The sequence below is a fragment of the Mesorhizobium sp. CA15 genome (assembly GCF_020165215.1).
In the GTDB taxonomy this organism is placed as follows: domain Bacteria; phylum Pseudomonadota; class Alphaproteobacteria; order Rhizobiales; family Rhizobiaceae; genus Mesorhizobium.
On the sequence record NZ_JAIUHQ010000001.1, the window covers coordinates 634181 to 652704 of the forward strand.

Genomic DNA, 18524 nt, shown 5'->3' on the forward strand with positions numbered 1-18524 from the left:
TTCATGCGACGGGGCCGGCTTATGTCGGCCCTTTCGTACATTTGGAGATAAGGTTGCCTGCCCCCATCATTTATGTCGACGCGGATGCCTGTCCGGTCAAGGCCGAGGTCGAGAAGGTCGCGGAGCGCCACGGCGTCGTCGTCACCTATGTCTCCAATGGCGGCCTGCGGCCGTCGCGCGATCCGATGATCCGCAACGTCGTCGTCTCCAAAGGCGCGGATGCGGCCGACGACTGGATCGCCGAGAACGCCAGGCCCAACGACGTCGTGATAACGGCCGACATTCCGCTTGCCGCGCGCACGGTGGCGCTAGGTGCGCATGTGCTCGGCCCTACCGGCCGCCCCTTCACCCCGGAAACCATCGGCATGGCGGTGGCGATGCGCGATCTCAAGCAGCATCTGCGCGAGACCGGCGAAAGCCGGGGCTTCAATGCCTCCTTCACACCGAAGGACCGTTCGCAGTTTCTGGGCGAGCTCGACCGCATCTTGCGGCGCGCGCTCAAATCCGTCACACCGGACTGATCCAACGTCTTCAAGGGCCTCGGGCCATGGGTGACGATCTCAAGACGCCGATGCATCGGCACATGCAGTTCGCCCTCGCCGCGGCCATCGGTATCGTGGCACTGCTGCTTGCCTTGTTGCTGCGCTGGCCGCTCCCCTACTCGATCGGCGCCAATGTGTTCTTTGCAAGCTATATCGCCCTGGTGCTGACCCTGATGCCGAGCCTTACCGGCCGCTATCTCCGAAAGAATGCGCGCGCGACCGACCTGCCCGTGCTGCTGATCTTTGCCGTCACGCTCTTTGTCGTCGGCGCGGCCATCGTCTCGCTGTTCCTGCTGATCAATCGCAAGGATGCCGCGCATCCGCTGCAACTCGCCTTCGCCATATTGTCGATCCCGCTCGGCTGGTTCACAATCCACGCTATGGCGTCGCTGCACTACGCGCACGTCTATTGGAAGGATGGCGACGGGATCGACGAGAAAACCCACAAGAAGATGCCGGTCGGCGGCCTCGATTTTCCGGGCGGCAAAAGGCCGGAAGGCTGGGATTTCCTCTATTTCGCGACGGTCATCGGCATGACGGCGCAGACGGCGGACACGGCCGTCACCACCTCGCAAATGCGGCTGGTCGTGCTTGTTCATTCGATCCTGACCTTTTTCTTCAACACGGTGATCGTCGCGGCGGCAGTCAATCTCGCGGTCAGCCTGGGCTCTCCGTAATAAATCCGTGATCGCATGAAACATTGCCTTGTGCGGCGACGTATTGAGGGGGAGACAATGACCTGAGAAGCCGCTTGCTTGAGGCGGCCGGAGGCAAGATGGACACTGTTGCCAACAACCATTCCGCCGTCGAGGCGGACGGCAAGGACACGACCCTCATCTACCGGCAATCGCGCTGGACGCGGTTGACCCACTGGATTTGGGCTTTCTCGCTGTTCTTCATGCTGCTTTCCGGCCTGCAGATCTTCAACGCGCGGCCGCAGCTCTATGTCGGCAAGCAGTCCGGCTTCGAGTTCAACAACACGATCCTCCAGATCGGCGCCGAAAACACCGCCAACGGTCCGCGCGGCTTCACTGAAATCTTCGGCCATCGCTTCGACACAGCCGGCGTGCTCGGCTGGTCGGGTCCCCCGGGACAAGAGACGCCCCGCGCCTTCCCTTCCTGGGCCACGATCCCGTCCTATTACGACCTCGGCACCGCCCGCGTGGTGCATTTCTTCTTCGCCTGGATCCTGACCACGACGCTGCTCATCTGGCTGATCGCCAGCCTGGTCAACGGCCATATCCGTCGCGATCTTGCCCCTCGCGTGTCAGACCTGCGCAAGCTGCCGCGCGACATCGTCGATCATGCGAAGCTGAAGTTCCACCACACGCGCGAATACAACACGCTGCAGAAAATGGCCTATGGCGGCGTGCTCTTCGTGCTTTTGCCGCTGATGATCGTCACAGGCCTCGCAATGTCGCCGAGCATGAATTCGGTATTGCCCTGGCTCAACGAGATCCTCGGCGGCAGGCAGACGGCGCGCACCATCCACTTCACCGTCATGGTGCTGCTCGTGCTTTTCTTCATCGTCCACATCCTGATGATCCTCGCCGCCGGCCCGATCAACGAGCTGCGTTCGATCATCACCGGCTGGTACCGCACCGACCCGCCTGCGAAGCACGTTGAGCCGACCGAGAGGAGCGCCTGACATGGCAAAATTCCAGATCAGCCGCCGCAAGTTCCTCACCTCCGCCAGCCTCGGCCTGTCCGGCATCGCGCTGTCTGGTTGCGACGTATTCGACAGCGGCCTCGGCATCGGCGGCGGCCTGCGCAGCTTCCTCGAAAACGCCAATAGCCTGACCTGGCGCGCGCAGCGCCTGCTTGCCGGGCGGGACGCGCTGGCGCCGGAATTCACCGAGGCCGATATCCGCCAGCCGCAACGGCCGAACGGCGTTACAGCGCCGGACGACGACACCTACAAGGGCCTGCTCGCCAACAATTTCGCAGACTGGCGCCTCGAGGTTTCAGGCCTCGTAGAGAAGCCGCTTTCGCTGACCCGCGAGCAGCTTCAGAACATGCCGAGCCGCACGCAGATCACCCGCCACGACTGTGTCGAAGGCTGGAGTTGCATCGCCAAATGGACCGGCACGCCATTGTCGCTGGTGCTGGACCAGGCCGTGGTCAAGCCGCAGGCCCGCTATGTCATGTTCCACTGCCTCGACACGATCGAGCAAAGCCTGTCCGGCGACATAAAATATTACGGCACCATCGACCTGATCGACGCCCGCCACCCGCAGACGATTCTTGCCTACGGCCTGAACGGCAAGCCCCTGCCGGTCGAGAACGGCGCGCCGCTGCGCGTGCGGGTCGAGCGCCAGCTCGGCTACAAGATGCCGAAATACATCTACAAGATCGAGCTGGTCGACAGTTTCGCCAATGTCGGCGGCGGCCGCGGCGGCTACTGGGAGGACAATGGCTACGACTGGTATGGCGGGATTTGATGGCCCCTCGCCTGCAGGCCGAGCATAGTCTAGCAGCCGCCGAGCTTGGTGCCGTCGAGGAGCGTCTCGACAAAGACAACCGGCGGCTGACCGGTCGTGGCGACGACCGTGCTTTGGTCTTTGCGCTGCGGGATGAGCAAGGCCGCGCCGTCGGGGCGGCCGCCGGGTATTCCTGGGCCGGCATTGCCGAGCTCACGCTGATGTGGGTCGACGAAGCCTATCGAGGCCTTGGCCTCGGCAGGAAGCTGCTCGATGCCTTCGTCGCGGAAGCCGCCGCTCGCGGCTCGCTGCGGATATGGGTTTCGACCCACGACTTCCAGGCGCCTGGCCTCTACGAAAAGGCCGGCTTCGAGCGCAGGGCCGAATTGACCGGCTGGCCCGAAGGCCATTCCAACATCATTCTTTGCAAGACGATTGCAGGAAACGCCTAAGCCACTTTCTCAAGCAGCGGTTTCAGCGTCGGATGGATTTCCGGCGCCGCGTGCTTGATCAGCGTCAGCAGCGCGCGCTCGTTGTCGCGCAGCGGCCGCTGGCCGCCGCCGACACGCTCGGCAAGCCATTCGGCCTCGCTGGCGTCGATCGTCTCGGCGCGGCGAGCAAGCGCTTCGGCGGCCCGGTTCCTGGCTTCCCATTCGGCCTCGATATCGCCGGGCGAATGATAGGCTTCGAGGATCGCCGCGAAACCACCCGAGACCATCCGGCTGAAGAAGCCGCCAAGCGTCGGCGCCGCCTCGTCGAGGAAGTTCTCGTGGCGCAGCGCCACTTCCCGCGTCGGCGGCTCGTAGCCGGTCGAGCACATGACGTGGTTGGCGATCGCCTTGACGAAGAGGTCGCTCCAGGACGGATCGTTGTCGGCTGTCGCGGTCCGGTCGTTGATCCTGAACAGGACCTCCGCCTCGGCCTTGCTGATGGCGATGTTGCCGTCGCCGCCATAGGCATAGAGGATGCGCAGCAGCAGATCGACCTCGGCCTTAACGATATGGCCCGGAACCAGGCTGCCGCCATGCATCAGCGGACCCTTGCCGTCTATTACCGCATGCGCGACCTGTTCCAGCGCATAGGCCGAGAGCTCGCTGGGGGAGGACCTCGCTTCCTCCAGCACATGCACCAGCAGTTCAAGCTCGGTGCGGCCGTCGACCATGCCGTCGCGCGAGACGGTTCGGACCAGCCAGTCGGCATTCTGCTCGGAGATATAGCCCTCCGGCTTTTCCTGGTGGACGATGTAATCGGTCACCGCCTCGACGAAGAACGGCGCCCATTCGCCGCATTTGTCGCGCGCCGTCTGGTCGAGCGCGAACAGCGCCTCCGCCTCGCCGCGACTCACCACGCCGTCGGCGAAGGCCTCGCGCCGCAGCATCGTCACGTCTTCGACCGTGATCTTGTTCTTCGAGATCAGCCCCGCCACCGGAGCGCTCATGATCAATTCGCCCATTTGCCGTCCCTGCCCGTCGCCCGTTGCCGGCGAACTGAGTGCGTTACCCCGCCAAGCTTTATCAGCATTGTCTTGAGAAACCGGCAAACGGCGTGGTTAGCGAAGCCTTGTCGGCAATCCATGTCGCTGAAAAGCAGGGCGCGCTTAAAATGTCGCTGGGAGGTGACAAGGTGTCGCCGACGGGCTATGGATGACACGTCGAGGACTTAGGCGACTGAGTCCTACCTGTTTGCGGGAGAGAGCAGCGCAAGCTGTCGCCGAAGGGGAAATCGCCCGAAATCTCTCAGGCAAAAGAACCGTGGACGGGAAAGACAACTCTGGAAAGTCGGGAATCTTCCCGCGCCGAAGGTGTAAGCGCTGCCGACAGAGTTACGGGGCGCGAGTCTCTCAGGCTTCAGACAGAGGGGCACGACTAGGCCGCCAATGGCGGTCGATCGCCGTGCGACTCTGGAGAAGACATGACAGGCCAAGACACCAAACACCTCCCCCTTGAGGATTTGCATCAGGCCGCGGGCGCGCGTTTCGGCGCCTTCGCCGGCTGGTCGATGCCGCTCACCTACCCGCCCGGCGTGATGAAGGAGCATCTTCACACACGCGAGCATGCCGGCCTGTTCGACATCTCGCATATGAAGCTGTTCGAGGTCTCCGGTCCGGGAGCCACTGCCTTGTTGAACCGCGCCTGTCCGCTCGATGCCGGCGCGCTGGAAATCTCGCAGTCCAAATACACCTTCTTCCTCAACGAGGCTGCCGGCATCATTGACGACCTGATCGTGACGCGCCTGGGCGATAACCGGTTCATGGTGGTGGCCAATGCCGGCAACGCGGTGGAGGACGAGAAGCATCTGCGCGCGCTTGCTGCCGGTTTCGATGCCAGGGTCGATCCGCTCGACCGCGTCTTCCTGGCGATCCAGGGGCCGGACGCCTGGGCAGCTTTGGCGCGGGCCGGCATCGAGACCGGCTCGCTGCTCTTCATGCATGGGGTCGAGCCCCAGCAAAACTGGTTCATGAGCCGCTCCGGCTACACCGGCGAGGACGGATTCGAGATCGGCCTGCCGGAAGCGGACGCGCGGGATCTGGTCGCGAAGCTGCTGGGGGACGAGCGCGTGCAGTGGATCGGCCTTGCCGCCCGCGACAGCCTGCGGCTCGAGGCCGGGCTTTGCCTGCACGGCCAGGACCTGACGCCGGAAATCGACCCGGCAAGCGCCGGACTGATGTGGGCAATTCCCAAGGAAGTTCGCGCTTCCGGTGATTTCATCGGCGCCGACGCGCTGCGCTCGATCATCGAGCGCGGGCCGTCGCAGAAGCGCGTCGGCCTGAAGCCCGATGGACGCCAGCCGGTGCGCTCGGGCGCCGCATTGATCGACGCCGACGGCCATCCGGCCGGTCATGTCGCTTCGGGCGGCTTCGGCCCCTCGGCGGGCCACCCGGTCGCCATGGGCTATGTCAACACCGCGCTGGCCAAGGCCGGCACGAAGCTCTTTGCCGATGTCCGCGGGACGAAAATCCCGGTCGACGTCACGCCCCTGCCCTTCACCCCACATCGCTACCGCAAAGGATGATTTTCAGATGGCAAAGACCTATTTCACGGAAGACCATGAGTGGCTGCGCGTCGACGGCGGCGTCGCTACGGTCGGCATCACCGATTATGCGCAGGAACAGCTCGGCGATCTCGTTTTCGTCGAGCTGCCGGAAATCGGCCGCAAGCTCGCCAAGGGTGACACCGCCGTCGTGGTCGAATCCGTCAAGGCGGCCTCGGACGTCTACGCGCCGGTCGACGGCGAGATCACCGAAGCCAACGCCTCCCTGTCGGCCGACCCCTCGCTGGTCAATTCGGCCGCGACCGGCGACGGCTGGCTCTGGAAGATGAGGCTGGCCAACGAAAGCCAGCTCGACAGCCTCATGGATGAAGCCGCCTACAAAGCCCATATTGGCTGATATCAGGATCCTGGAAATGACCGCAGCACCTATTCCCTTCTCGGCCCGCCACATCGGCCCAGGCGTCAACGACGTCAGGGCAATGCTCGCCGTCATCGGCGTTCCATCCGTCGAAACGTTGATCAGCCAGGCCGTGCCGAGATCGATCCGCCTCGACCTGCCGCTCAACCTGCCCGCTCCGGCGAGCGAAGCCGAAGCGCTGGCCGAATTGTCGGCGATCATGGCGAAGAACACGGTGCTGAAGAGCTTCATCGGCGCCGGCTATCACGGCGTCTTCGTGCCGCCGGTCATCCAGCGCAACCTGTTCGAGAACCCGGCCTGGTACACGGCCTACACCCCATACCAGGCCGAGATCAGCCAGGGCCGGCTGGAGATGCTGTTCAACTTCCAGACCCTGGTCGCCGAGCTCACCGGCCTGCCGGTGGCGTCGGCCTCGCTGCTCGATGAAGCGACCGCCGTCGCCGAAGCCGTCGGCATTGCGCTGCGCCACCACCGCGACAAGCGCACCAAGGTGGCGCTTGCCGGCACGCCGCATCCGCAGACGCTGGACGTCGTGCGCACCCGCGCCGAGCCGCTCGACATTGAGGTCGACGGCGAGACGATCGACGACAACACCGCCGCCCTGCTCGTCTCCTGGCCGGACACGTTCGGCGTCTATGGCGACCACAAGGCGGCGATCGAGAAGGCCCGCGCCGCCGGCGCGCTGGTCGTCTTCATCGCCGATCCGCTGGCGCTGACGCTGACGGATGCGCCGGCGAAGCTCGGCGCCGACATCGCCGTCGGTCCGATGCAGCGCTTCGGCGTGCCGATGGGCTTCGGCGGCCCGCACGCCGCCTATTGCGCCGTCTCCGACAAGCTGACCCGCCTGATGCCAGGCCGCCTTGTCGGCCAGTCGACAGATACCAAGGGCCGCCCGGGCTACAGGCTGGCGCTGCAGACGCGCGAGCAGCATATCCGCCGCGACAAGGCCACCTCGAACATCTGCACCGCACAGGCGCTGCTGGCCAACATGGCCACCGCCTATGCGATTTGGCACGGCCCAGCCGGCCTGCAGGCAATTGCCGGGCAGATCCACGCGTTGGCCGGCCGCCTCGCCTCGGGCCTCAAAGCAGCCGGCGTTTCGGTGCTCGGCGCGAGGCGCTTCGATACGGTCACGGCCGAGGTGAAGGGCAGGGCCGCTTCGATCGCGCAAGCCGCCGAGAAGAGCGGCCGGCTGTTGCGCGTCATCGATGCCGACCATGTCAGCATCGCCTTCGACGAGACCTCGACGGAAGCCGATATCGAGGCGATCGCTGCCCTGTTTGGCGCCAAGCCCGGCGCGGCTGAAGGCAGCTCCATGCCGGGCAAGCCGCGCGGCAAGGAATTCCTCACCCAGCCGGTCTTCCACGACAATCATTCCGAAACCGAGATGATGCGCTTCCTGCGCAGGCTGGCCGACAAGGACCTGGCGCTCGACCGCACGATGATCCCGCTCGGTTCCTGCACCATGAAGCTCAACGCCGCCGCCGAGATGATGCCGGTGAGCTGGCCGAACGTCGCCAATCTGCATCCCTTCGCGCCGGCCGGCCATTCGGCGGGCTATCGCAAAATGGCCGCCGACCTGGAGGCATGGCTGTCGGAAATCACCGGCTTCGACGCCGTCAGCCTGCAGCCCAATGCCGGCAGCCAAGGCGAATATGCCGGCCTGCTCGCCATTCGCGCCTATCACCGCGCGCGCGGCGAAGGCCACCGCACCATCTGCCTGATCCCGTCTTCCGCGCATGGCACCAATCCGGCAAGCGCCGCGATGGCCGGCATGAGCGTCGTCGTCGTGCGTTGCCTGGACGACGGCAATATCGACATGGACGATCTGCGCGCCAAGGCCAATGAGCATTCCAAGAACCTCGCGGCGCTGATGTTCACCTACCCTTCGACGCATGGCGTCTACGAGGAAGGCGCGCGTCATCTGTGCGCGCTGATCCACGAGCATGGCGGCCAGGTCTATTTCGACGGCGCCAACCTCAATGCCCTGGTCGGCCTCGCCCGTCCCGGCGACATCGGCGCCGACGTCTGCCACATGAACCTGCACAAGACCTTCTGCATCCCGCATGGCGGCGGCGGCCCGGGCGTCGGTCCGATCGGCGTCAGGGCGCATCTGAAACCCTATTTGCCGGGCCATGTCACCGAAGGCTCGGCGCATGCCGTGGCGGCGGCGCCCTTCGGCAGCGCCTCCATCCTGCCGATCACTTGGATGTATATCCGCATGATGGGCGGCACCGGCCTGAAGCAAGCGACGGAGACGGCGATCGTTTCGGCCAACTATGTGGCGACACGGCTCGCGCCACACTACCCGCTGCTTTACAAAGGCAGAAGCGACCGCATCGCCCATGAGTGCATCCTCGACACACGCGTGCTCAAGGATAGCGCCGGCATCAGCGTCGACGATATCGCCAAGCGCCTGATCGACTATGGCTTTCATGCGCCGACGATGTCGTTCCCGGTTGCCGGCACTCTGATGGTCGAGCCGACCGAGTCCGAGCCCAAGCGTGAGCTCGACCGGTTTTGCGAGGCGATGATCGCCATCGCCGCCGAGGCGGCGAAAGTGGCGAAGGGCGAGTGGCCGTCCAGCGACAACCCGCTGGTCAACGCCCCGCACACCGCGGCGGAAGCGCTTGCCGGTGAATGGAAGCATCCCTATTCGCGACTGGAGGCGGCCTATCCGGCGGGCGACGCCGATCTGGCGGCGAAATACTGGCCGCCGGTCTCACGCATCGACAACGTCGCCGGCGACCGCAACCTGGTCTGCTCCTGTCCGCCGCTGTCGGAATATCTCGGCGCGGCCGAGTAGCGTCTGCTCAGGCAGACTTCAGGGCCGGCCCGGCATCGGGCTGGACCGCTCCGTCCTGAACGACGACACGGTTGCGCCCGGCACGCTTGGCCGCATAAAGCGCGGCGTCGGCCTGCGCCAGCACCTCATGGAGCGGACGGCCCGCGATTGACCCGAAACCCATGCCGCCGCTGACGCTGCTGCGCAGCGGCCCGCGATGGGTCGCGACGACCTCGGTGCCGAAAGCGACGCCGATCCGGCTTGCAATGTCATGCGCTTTTTCCGGCGTCATGCGCGACATGACGAGCGCGAATTCCTCGCCGCCCAGCCGGAACGCGTCGATCCCTGTCCTGCCATATTTCCTGATCACCGCCGCGAAGCGGCAAAGCACCTGGTCGCCAACGGGATGACCGAAGAGGTCGTTGGTCATCTTGAAATGGTCAAGATCGAACATGGCGATCGCCATGAACGGACCGAAGCTGCGCTCGCCGTAAAGCTCGGTGAGCGCCCTGCGGTTCATCAGGCCGGTCAGCGGATCGGTCATGGTTTCGGCCTTGAGCTCGATCTGCGCCTGTAGATGGTGCAGTGAAAGCGTCAGCGCGCCGAGGCCGGTCATGCAGGCGACCGCGACAACGGAGTTCAATCGCTCCGCCCAATTGTCGGGCGCGGCGCCGAGAGCCCATTGCCCCTGCGTCAGCAACGCCAGGCCACACAGCGCGAAGGACAAGCCGCAGGCGCCGCTGAGGAACGAAACGACGAGCAATATCCGGCGGTCGTGATCCCCCTTCATCCAGAACATCGCCCCGATCGCCGCGAGCAACGCCGTCACGGCCGCATAGGTGATCTGAAAGCCGATGCCGTCGAAACCGAGAAAGGTGAAGATCGCGCAGGCAGCCATCGCGGCCAGCGTCGGCACGATGGCGCGGCGGTAGTCGCGAAAGCCGAGATACTGCATCGCCGACAGGCAGAGGACCAGGAAACCCAGGGTCAGCAGCGCGAGCACGACCTGGCACAGCCAGGGATCGGCATTCTTGGTATAGCGCCAGAACGCGACGACATGGGCGACGAGCACGAGGATGCCGCAGGCGACCGTGAGCACGAAGCGCGCCCTCGGTGTGGCGAGCCAGATCGCAAACATAGTGATGCTGAGGCATGTACCCGACAGCGCCGCCGCGAGCAGGAGCGAACTGAAATCCAACATCCTGAAGAACTGCCTCTAGCGGGTGCCCGTCGCTCCTCAATGTAGACTGGCGGCGCCCGGCGCAAACCGTTTTCGGCGGACACCCAATGCTACCTCGACACAGGGTTTACAAAGCGTCGACATGTGAGGCGAAATCCCATGACGGCACACGGAATACGCGAAGCGGGAGCAGGATCAGCCCTTGTCGAGCAGCGCCAGATTGGCATCGACCACTGTCTGATCGGCCATGCCGGCCTTGGCCTCGAGCAGCAGCGCGCGCGCTTTTTTCTTGTTGCCGCGCAGAAGCTGCGAATAGCCCATATTGTTGACGATCTGCGGCTTGCGCCCGGCGACCTTCAACAGCTGCATATAGGCGCGATCGGCGAAGTCGAAGCGGCCAAGCTCGTCATAGGATGCGGCAAGCCCCATCCAGGCCTCGGCATTGTCGGACTTGAGCTCGACCGCCTTGCGGAAATGCTGTTCGGCAAGGCCGAAATTCGCCTCGCGGAACTGCGCCTTGCCTTCAACGAGGTCGTTGGCGCTGACGTCCTTGGCCACCGGCTGGATCGCCGTGGTCTTGGTCGTGTCGACATCGTTGTTCGTCGTGCAGCCGGTAATCATCAAGACGGCCGCCAATGCCGCCGCTGCCCTGGGAAGTCTCTGACGCATGCCCCTGCCCCATCGCCCGATTTGCCGGGTCGTTCTTCAGGAAAAACGATACAGGACAGCGATTAAGCTTCGGTGCCGAAATGCAGATAAAATTCGGTTGCGCGCCAAGGATGCGTTAACCACGGCTATGTCCTGGATTCAGGTCAGGCCGAGTCGAAAATGGCGGATTCCGAGAACCGGGGCGGAGCGCAGGAAGCTGCCGTTTGCAAACCGGCCTCAGCTGAATACTCAATGCGCGGTCAGCTTCACGATGATCGGAATGATGGCGATCATCAGCACCACCGGCAGGATACAGACCGTCACCGGGACCGACATCTTGGCCGGCAGGGCATGCGCCTTCTCCTCGGCCAGCGACATGCGCTTGTGCCGCATTTCGTCGGAAAAGACACGCAGCGAGCCCGACAGGCTGGTGCCGAGCTCCTTGGATTGCTGCAGCAGCGTCGCAAAAGAGCGAACCTCGTCGAGGCTGAGGCGGTCGGCAAGCGCCTTCAGCGCGTCGTCGAGGCTGCGCCCGGCCCGCAACTCCAGCGACACCAGGATCAGGTTCTGGCTGAGCGACGGATAGGTCCTGGCAAGCTCCCTGGAGACCCGCTCGATGCCGGCCTCCATGCTCATGCCGGCATCGGAGCAGACGATCATCAAATCCATGAAATCGGGAAAGCCGTTGCGGTATTCGCGCATCTTTTCCCGAATTTTCTGCATCAGCACCAGGCCAGGCAGGAAATAGCCGCCGGCAGCCGACAGGATAATGAAGGTCCAGCGGCTGGTCATGGTCGATTCGGCGCTTGCCGCCCAGTGATTGACCAAGAATGCGCCGAGCGCCGCGCCGACCAGCGCGGCGAAACGGATGAGGAAGAACATGCCGACGGCGCGCGGTTCCATGTAGCCGGCCTGGATGAGCTTCAGGCGCAGCCGCGCGACATTTTCCGGATCGCTCTTGGCGTAGAACTCCTGTGCCCGTTTCACCGCCTTCTCGCGCACGGCATTGGTGCTCTTCTTGGGCGCGGGCTCCGCCTGCTCGGCCGGTTGCAATGTCTCCACCTTCAGCCGGCGCTTGACCTCGCCGCGATCGCCCTTAGCGAGCACCAGCGGCCAGGCGACGGCGCCGCCGCCCAGCACAAGGAGCAGCACCGCGAACGGCACCAGCGAGGTCGGCGCGAGCGAGGCGAGGAAGCGGATCACGTCTTCCATCTCAGAACCTGAAATTCGACATCTTGAACATGATGGCGTTGCCGAGCAGCAGCCAGATGATGGAGCCGCCCATCATGTACCAGGTCTTCGGCACGTCCCAGACATCCTGATAGAACTGCGGCATCAGCACCATGATGGCGGTGAACAGAAGCACTGGCACCGCGGTCAGGATGTAAGCCGACATGCGCCCTTCCGTCGAAATGGCGCGCACCTTGCGGCGCAGCTTGCCGCGGTCGCGGATCGTCGCCGACAGGCCATCGAGGATCTCGCGCAGATTGCCGCCCGAACTGCTCTGGATCGAGACCGCCGTGACGAACAGCGGCAAGTCCTCATGCCCCACCCGGTCGAAAAGATTGTTCAACGCCGAGACCAGGTCGGAGCCGTAGGTCACCTCGTCGGCCACGACGCCGAACTCGGTGCCGATCGGATCGGCCATCTCGCGCGACACCATGGCAATCGCCACCGGCACCGGATGGCCTGCCTTCAGCCCGCGCGTGATCAATTCAAGCGCCTCAGGCAGTTGCATCCCGAAACGCTTGTGCCGGCGCTTGCGCATCCAGCGCAATGCCATGACCGGCAACACCGGCAACAGCAAGAGAAGCAGGATAAGGCCGAACAGGAGCGGCAAGCCCTTCCAGATCGCCACGAGCGCCAGGGCGAGAGCGATCCCCGATGTGATCGTCAGGAATTTCGGCAGCGGCGTGCTTATGCCGGACTGCGTGCGCAGGGCGCGGAAGCGGTCGAGGGAAAAGATGGAGGTACCGCCGTCGATCCCGCGTTCCTTGCGCAGTTGGATCAGCACCTGCTCCTGGCTGATCTTGTTCTCCGCGAGCTTCATGCGGCGGTTGATGGCCGTGCGCTTGTCGCTGCGCCCGGCATAGAGCAGATAAAGGCCCTCGGCGATCATGATGCCGGTGAGCGCCGCCGCGGCGTAGACTACGTAGACCGGGCTGAATCCCTCGAACACCGGCCTAGTCCTGCGGCCGGCCGGGTTCGAAATACTTGCCCGGGAATTCGATGCCCATGTTGCGCAGATCCTCGAGGAAGCGCGGGCGGATGCCGGTCGCCTCGAAGTGGCCGAGGATCTTTCCGTCCGCCTCCATGCCGGTGCGCACGAAACGGAATATCTCCTGCATCTGGATGACGTCGCCTTCCATGCCGGTCACTTCGGCGACGCTGGTCACCTTGCGCTTGCCGTCGGAAAGGCGCGTCAGCTGGACGATGATGTCGATGGCGCTGGAGATCTGGCTGCGGATCGACTGCACGGTCATCGGCATGCCGGTCATCCCGAGCATCTGTTCCAGACGCGAGATGGCATCGCGCGGCGTGTTGGCATGGATGGTGGCCATCGAGCCTTCATGGCCGGTGTTCATCGCCTGCAGCATGTCGAAGGCTTCCTCGCCGCGACATTCGCCGAGGATGACGCGGTCGGGGCGCATGCGCAGCGCGTTCTTAACCAGGTCGCGCTGCTTCAATTCGCCCTGGCCCTCGATGTTGGCCGGACGCGTCTCCATGCGCGCGACATGCGGCTGCTGCAATTGCAGCTCGGCCGCGTCCTCGATGGTGATCAGGCGCTCGTCTTCCGGAATGAAGGCCGACAAAGCGTTGAGCATCGTCGTCTTGCCCGTGCCGGTGCCGCCGGAGATGATCGTGGTCTTGCGGGCATGCACCGCCGCCGCCAGCACCTCGGCCATGTTCTGGGTAATGGCGCCGAATTCGACGAGCTTGTGCAGGCCGAGCTTGTTCTTGGAGAACTTGCGGATCGACACCAGCGGGCCGTCGACGCCGACGGGGCGGATCGCCGCGTTGAAGCGCGAGCCGTCGAGCATCCGGGCGTCGACCATCGGCTGCGATTCATCGACGCGGCGGCCGACTGCGGCGACGATTTTATTAATGATTCTAAGCAGATGCGCCTCATCCTTAAACGGGATGTGGACCTGCTGCAGCTTGCCGCGTTTTTCGACGAAGCAGTTCTGGTGGCCATTGATCAGGATATCGTTGATCTCGGGGTCCTTGAGCAGCGGCTCCAGCGGGCCGAGGCCGACCATCTCGTCGACGATGTCGTCGACCAGGGCGTCGAGCTCGGCATTGTTGATTGCCATCCGCTCCTGGCGCGTCTTTTCCGAGACGAAATCATGCACCTGCCGGCGCATTTCATCCCGGGGCAGCCGCTCCAGCGCCACGAGGTTGATCTCCTCGAGCAGCATGCGATGGATGCGCACGCGTGCGTCCAGCACCTTGTTGGCGCTCTTTGCGGGGGCTGCCTCAGGCCTGGGCGGCGCCGGTTTGCGGGTCGTCGGGATGATCACTGCATTGTGCGTGACCGGCGCGGGTTCGGGCGCCCGCTGCGGGCGGACGTCGCGGCTCTGCAGGTTGGAGAAGCGGCTGGTCATCCTGCCTTCCTCTTCAGCAAGCCCTTGCCCAGGCCGAACAGCGACCTCGACTTGGCGATCGTCTGGACGGCCTCCTCGGGCAGGATGATCTTCTTCAGGTCGTTGACGACATTGGCGTTGGGGTCGATGGCGTGCAGCGGTACGCCGCGGTCGACCGCCTCGCGCACCAGCCGGTAATTGTTGGAGATGCCGCCGACGAAATGCTCGCCGAGTATCTCCTGAACGTCGGCCTGCTTGATGCCGTTGTCGAACATCTTCTGCTCGAAGCGGTTGACGATGACATTGGGCTTCACTTCCTTGCCGGCGGTCTCGTAGACCGCCTGGATGAGACGCTGCGTATGGCGCAGGCAGGGCACCGTCATCTCGGCGACGATATAGAGCTTGTTGGAACCCAGCAGCACCGTCTCGGTCCAGGGGAACCAGGTGCGCGGCATGTCGATGACGACATTGTCGAAATAGGCCGCCACGAGGTCGAGCATGCGCACCACGACATCGGTCTTGAACGAGCGCATGTCCGAGGGTCGCGTCGGCGCGGCAAGCACGCACAGCCCGCTCGCATGCTTGGACAGCATCACGTCAAGCAGTTGCCGGTCGAGGCGCTCCGGCTGGTTCTCGATTTCAGTGATGTCGAAGCGCGGTTCGAGGTCGAGATATTCGGCGCAGGCGCCTTGCTGGAAATTGAGGTCGACGACGCAGGTCGAGGCGCCTCGCATCACCGAATGATGCAGCTGGAAGGCCGTCTGCAAGGCGAGCGTGGTGGTGCCGACGCCGCCGGCTGCCGGCATGAACGTATAGATGTGCGATTCGGTATTCTCTTCCCGCCCCGGTCCTTGCAGCGCACGGATGACGGAACGCACGAGGTCGGCCGTGGTGATCGGCTTGACCAGGAAATCGGCGACCTTGAGCTGCACCAGGATCCGTACCGCCGCCGCGTTGAATTCCTGGGTGACGACGACCACCGGAACGCTGCCTTCCAGCCGCCGCATGACGCGCTGCAGCGACTCGATTTCCTCGAGCTTGGCTGCATCCATGTCGACGATGACCGTGCCGAAGTCCGCCTCGAGGATCTCGCCGCGCAGTTCGTTGACGCTCTTTTCCAGCGTCAGAAGCTCGATGACCTCGGAGGCCGCAAAAGCCGTCCGCGTGTCCTGCAAGAACGTCCTGTCCGTCGAAACGAGCAGGATCTTCTTGGTCTTGCTACCAGATGCCATCCTCGCCAGCCCATCAGTTCGATGTTGTTGATGATGTCGTCGGCGACGACACGGAGCCGGCCTTCGCACCAACGGCAGCGCTCTCGGAACCCGGACGCTGGGCCGGCACCAGAAGCCTTGTGTTCTGAACGCCGTACTTCCAGGGATCGACCATCTGCATGGCGGTGTTGGACGCCTGCGCGTTGCCGGCCGCCAAGGTCACCCCTTCGGCGCGTACATAGTCGTCGCTAGTGCAACCGCCGGCGAAACCGGCGAGCAGCAGAGCGATGCAAAGGGGGATGCGCATGGCCTTAATCCTTTGGCAGATCGAGGAAGTGGCCGGACGTGGCGGCAGCCACCGGGCGGGCAACGCTGCCGTCTGCCAGCGCCACCGGACGCTTTGACGCCGAGGCGTTCACTTCTTCGGTATTGTTCAGGAAATAGTCGGCGGGACTTGCCGGCTGGGTACCGTCGGTCGGCTCGACCATCTTCTTCGAGGGATCGACCGGCTTGACCAGGTAAGGCGTGACGATGATCACCAGATCGGTTTCGCGCCGCTGATAGGACTTCGAGGAAAACAGCGGGCCGAGCACCGGCAGCTTGCCGATCCCCGGCACCCGCGATGTCGTGATGTCGTTCTGCGACTGCAGGAGGCCGGCGATCATGAAGCTCTGGCCGTTCTTGAGGTCGACCGATGTCCTGGCGCGGCGCACGATGAAGGCCGGAATGGAAATGCCGCTGCTGACCTGGATGGAAGCGGACGGGTCGATCGAGGACACTTCCGGCGCGATGTCGAGGCTGACCAGCCCGTCCTTCAGTACCGTCGGCGTGAAATCGAGGCCTACGCCGTACTTTTTGTAGGTGACGCTGATCTTGCCATTGTCTTCGGAAACCGGGATCGGGAATTCGCCGCCGGCAAGGAAGCTCGCCGTCTGGCCCGAACGCGCGATCAGGTTCGGCTCCGCCAGCCGCCGCGCCAGACCGCGTTCCTCCAGCGCCTTGATGGCGATGTCGATGGAAACGCCGTTCGACAGCAGGCTGCCGATGATCTCGCCTGTTCCCGCAGCCGTCAGGTCTCCTCCATCCGGGTTCAGCACGACTTTGCGGTTGCCGATGCCATAGGCGAAATTGGCTGCGTATTTAGCGCCGAGATCCTGCCCCGCCTGGCGGTTGATCTCGACGAAGCGGACATTGAGCTGCACCTGCTGCGAGGACGAGATGTTGACCGAGTTGATGACTTCCTCATTGCCGGAAAAGCGTGACGCGATCTTGCTGGCTTTGTCGGCGGCGACAGCATCATCGGCTTCGCCCGACAGCACGACGCGCCCGTTTGCCGAGCCAACCTTGATCTTGGCGTCGGGCACGCTGGCGCGGATGGTGCTGGCCAACTGGTCGGTATCCAGCGTCACCTCGATGTCGATGGTGCCGACAAGCTGCTTGTTCTGGTCGAACAGGGCAATGCCGGTGGTACCCAGGTTGTTGCCCAGCACATAGAAGGATTTATCGGTCAGCGGGTTGACGTTGGCGATCTCCGGGTCGCCGATGACGATCTGGTAGAAGGCGGCGCTCGTCATGATCGTCTTCGGCTTGCCCTTGGCGACCTTGATCGAGGCGTTCTTGTTCGCCGAGACATAGACGACGTCATTGCCAGCCCTTGCCGGCGCGGCGACGCCAAGCACTGTCGCCGCCAGCGCAATCACGCCGAGAAGACGCCATCCCCCGGTCGGCCGAAATGCATCAAACCCGAACATCTTGCCCCGTCCCCGCCGGTCCCCACCGGCTATTGCTGCAGTTCCTGCGGCGGCTGCCGCGAAGGAACCTTGTATTCCTCGACCTTGTCGCCGCGCGTCACGATCACCGTCTTGAATTTCGGCTCGTCCTGGTCCTTCGTCACCGCATTGACGAGCGAGGCGGCGCTCGCCTGCGCATTTGCGGCAACCGAGCCGCCGAAGGACGAGATGGTCGTGAGCCCGCCATTGCTGGCAGTTGCGTCGGCGGCCGACCGCAGCGACAACGACAGCGTGCCGACGGTGCGGGCAAGCGCCACCTTCTGCGCCCCGTCGTTGGTCACCTCGATGGTCACCGAATTGGCGACTTGCGGCTCGGTCTTGCGTTCATCGGCGCCCTGTCCGACCGAGAGCACCTTGGCATCGGAGACAACGATCTCGGACGTAACGGTCGAGCCGGCAGCCCCTTGAGCATTCTTGGACACTTCCTGGATGTCCCCAGCATCGCGCGTCAGCACGACGTCGACGCGGTCTCCCGGCGTGATGAAGCCGCCGACGCCGGCGATCTCGTCGGTGCGGATGGTGACGGCCCGCATTCCCGCCGACAGCATGTTGGAAAGCGTGGCGCGGCCGTTCGGTCCCGACAGCTTGGTGAGCAGCACCGGTTCGTTGACCTCGATCGGCGACAGCACGACCCGGCTGCCGTCCGCAAGCAGCTTGTCGATCGTCGGGAAAGCGCCCTGCGGCAGCGAATCCTGCGGCCACGGAATCTCGGCGAGTTGCGGCCGTCCAAGCTCCATGCCGTAGCGCAGCGGCGCTTGCGCCACCACGATGGTCTTGAACTCGACCTTCGGCTGCTGCGGCGCCACGACGACCTTGACCTCGGCCTGAGCCTTCGCCTGGCTCTTGACCCAGAAATCCGCCGCAAAGATCGAGATCGCGCCGAAAACGGCGGCGATGCCGATCATGGTTATGGCCTTGCCCCTCACAATGGAACCCCTGACGCCCGTGGTCTTTT

General features: G+C 64.1%; 19 protein-coding genes and 1 riboswitch. Of the genes, 9 read left to right on the top strand and 10 right to left on the bottom strand.

The genetic code is table 11. From position 1 onward, the window contains the following. Positions 1-53 precede the first annotated feature (53 nt). From LB515_RS03035 to LB515_RS03055, 5 genes are all read left to right on the top strand, one after another. The gene (locus tag LB515_RS03035) at positions 54-521 is read left to right on the top strand and encodes a YaiI/YqxD family protein (RefSeq protein WP_224706704.1); all 468 of its coding nucleotides are present in this window, start codon (positions 54-56) and stop codon (positions 519-521) included. 26 nt (positions 522-547) lie between these two features. Next, the gene (locus tag LB515_RS03040; RefSeq protein WP_095765091.1) at positions 548-1219 is read left to right on the top strand and encodes a DUF1345 domain-containing protein; all 672 of its coding nucleotides are present in this window, start codon (positions 548-550) and stop codon (positions 1217-1219) included. 98 nt (positions 1220-1317) lie between these two features. Beyond that, entirely contained in the window at positions 1318-2190 is an 873-nt protein-coding gene (locus LB515_RS03045) for a cytochrome b/b6 domain-containing protein (protein ID WP_224706705.1), read from the top strand. A 1-nt stretch (position 2191) separates the two neighbouring features. Then, a complete protein-coding gene (locus tag LB515_RS03050) occupies positions 2192-2983 on the top strand; it encodes a molybdopterin-binding protein (protein WP_095765089.1) in 792 nt (263 codons plus the stop codon). Next, the gene (locus LB515_RS03055) at positions 2983-3414 is read left to right on the top strand and encodes a GNAT family N-acetyltransferase (RefSeq protein WP_224706706.1); all 432 of its coding nucleotides are present in this window, start codon (positions 2983-2985) and stop codon (positions 3412-3414) included. Before LB515_RS03050 ends, LB515_RS03055 begins: the two co-directional genes overlap by 1 nt. Here the strand turns inward: LB515_RS03055 and LB515_RS03060 are convergent. Beyond that, positions 3411-4415 carry a hypothetical protein gene (locus LB515_RS03060; protein WP_224706707.1) on the bottom strand — a complete coding sequence of 335 codons (1005 nt, stop codon included), beginning with the start codon at positions 4413-4415 and terminating at the stop codon, positions 3411-3413. The two genes, LB515_RS03055 and LB515_RS03060, sit on opposite strands and share 4 nt — an antisense overlap. A gap of 38 nt (positions 4416-4453) precedes the next feature. Here LB515_RS03060 and LB515_RS03065 point away from each other — a divergent pair, with 38 nt between their 5' ends. The 4 genes from LB515_RS03065 to gcvP all read left to right on the top strand — a co-directional run bounded on the left by LB515_RS03065 (position 4454) and on the right by gcvP (position 9177). After that, positions 4454-4609, top strand: coding sequence for a hypothetical protein (locus LB515_RS03065; protein WP_224706708.1), 156 nt, complete (start codon positions 4454-4456; stop codon positions 4607-4609). Between the two features lie 28 nt (positions 4610-4637). Beyond that, a riboswitch (glycine riboswitch) is annotated at positions 4638-4724 on the top strand. Positions 4725-4873: 149 nt separating this feature from the next. Beyond that, positions 4874-5974, top strand: coding sequence for a glycine cleavage system aminomethyltransferase GcvT (gene gcvT, locus LB515_RS03070; RefSeq protein WP_224706709.1), 1101 nt, complete (start codon positions 4874-4876; stop codon positions 5972-5974). A 7-nt stretch (positions 5975-5981) separates the two neighbouring features. Continuing rightward, entirely contained in the window at positions 5982-6350 is a 369-nt protein-coding gene (gcvH, locus tag LB515_RS03075; RefSeq protein WP_095765085.1) for a glycine cleavage system protein GcvH, read from the top strand. A 16-nt stretch (positions 6351-6366) separates the two neighbouring features. Beyond that, positions 6367-9177, top strand: a complete 2811-nt coding sequence (gene gcvP / locus LB515_RS03080) for an aminomethyl-transferring glycine dehydrogenase (protein WP_224706710.1) — start codon at positions 6367-6369, stop codon at positions 9175-9177. Between the two features lie 7 nt (positions 9178-9184). Here the strand turns inward: gcvP and LB515_RS03085 are convergent, their stop codons facing one another. From LB515_RS03085 to cpaB, 9 genes are all read right to left on the bottom strand, one after another. Then, on the bottom strand, positions 9185-10357 hold the full coding sequence (locus tag LB515_RS03085) for a GGDEF domain-containing protein (protein ID WP_224706711.1): 1173 nt from the start codon (positions 10355-10357) through the stop codon (positions 9185-9187). A gap of 174 nt (positions 10358-10531) precedes the next feature. Next, a complete protein-coding gene (locus LB515_RS03090) occupies positions 10532-11005 on the bottom strand; it encodes a hypothetical protein (protein WP_095765082.1) in 474 nt (157 codons plus the stop codon). Between the two features lie 228 nt (positions 11006-11233). Further along, positions 11234-12196: a type II secretion system F family protein gene (locus tag LB515_RS03095; RefSeq protein WP_224631835.1), complete on the bottom strand. Its 963-nt coding sequence runs from the start codon at positions 12194-12196 to the stop codon at positions 11234-11236. Between the two features lies 1 nt (position 12197). After that, positions 12198-13163, bottom strand: a complete 966-nt coding sequence (locus LB515_RS28245) for a type II secretion system F family protein (protein ID WP_095765080.1) — start codon at positions 13161-13163, stop codon at positions 12198-12200. Positions 13164-13167: 4 nt separating this feature from the next. Continuing rightward, a complete protein-coding gene (locus tag LB515_RS03105) occupies positions 13168-14589 on the bottom strand; it encodes a CpaF family protein (RefSeq protein ID WP_140840376.1) in 1422 nt (473 codons plus the stop codon). Next, the gene (locus LB515_RS03110) at positions 14586-15800 is read right to left on the bottom strand and encodes a CpaE family protein (protein WP_095765078.1); all 1215 of its coding nucleotides are present in this window, start codon (positions 15798-15800) and stop codon (positions 14586-14588) included. Before LB515_RS03110 ends, LB515_RS03105 begins: the two co-directional genes overlap by 4 nt. Before the next feature lie 13 nt (positions 15801-15813). Beyond that, positions 15814-16086: a hypothetical protein gene (locus tag LB515_RS03115; RefSeq protein ID WP_224706712.1), complete on the bottom strand. Its 273-nt coding sequence runs from the start codon at positions 16084-16086 to the stop codon at positions 15814-15816. Between the two features lie 4 nt (positions 16087-16090). After that, positions 16091-17530 carry a type II and III secretion system protein family protein gene (locus LB515_RS03120; RefSeq protein ID WP_224706713.1) on the bottom strand — a complete coding sequence of 480 codons (1440 nt, stop codon included), beginning with the start codon at positions 17528-17530 and terminating at the stop codon, positions 16091-16093. Positions 17531-17559: 29 nt separating this feature from the next. After that, complete coding sequence (cpaB, locus tag LB515_RS03125) at positions 17560-18474, bottom strand: Flp pilus assembly protein CpaB (protein WP_224706714.1); 915 nt, start codon at positions 18472-18474, stop codon at positions 17560-17562. Positions 18475-18524 lie beyond the last annotated feature (50 nt).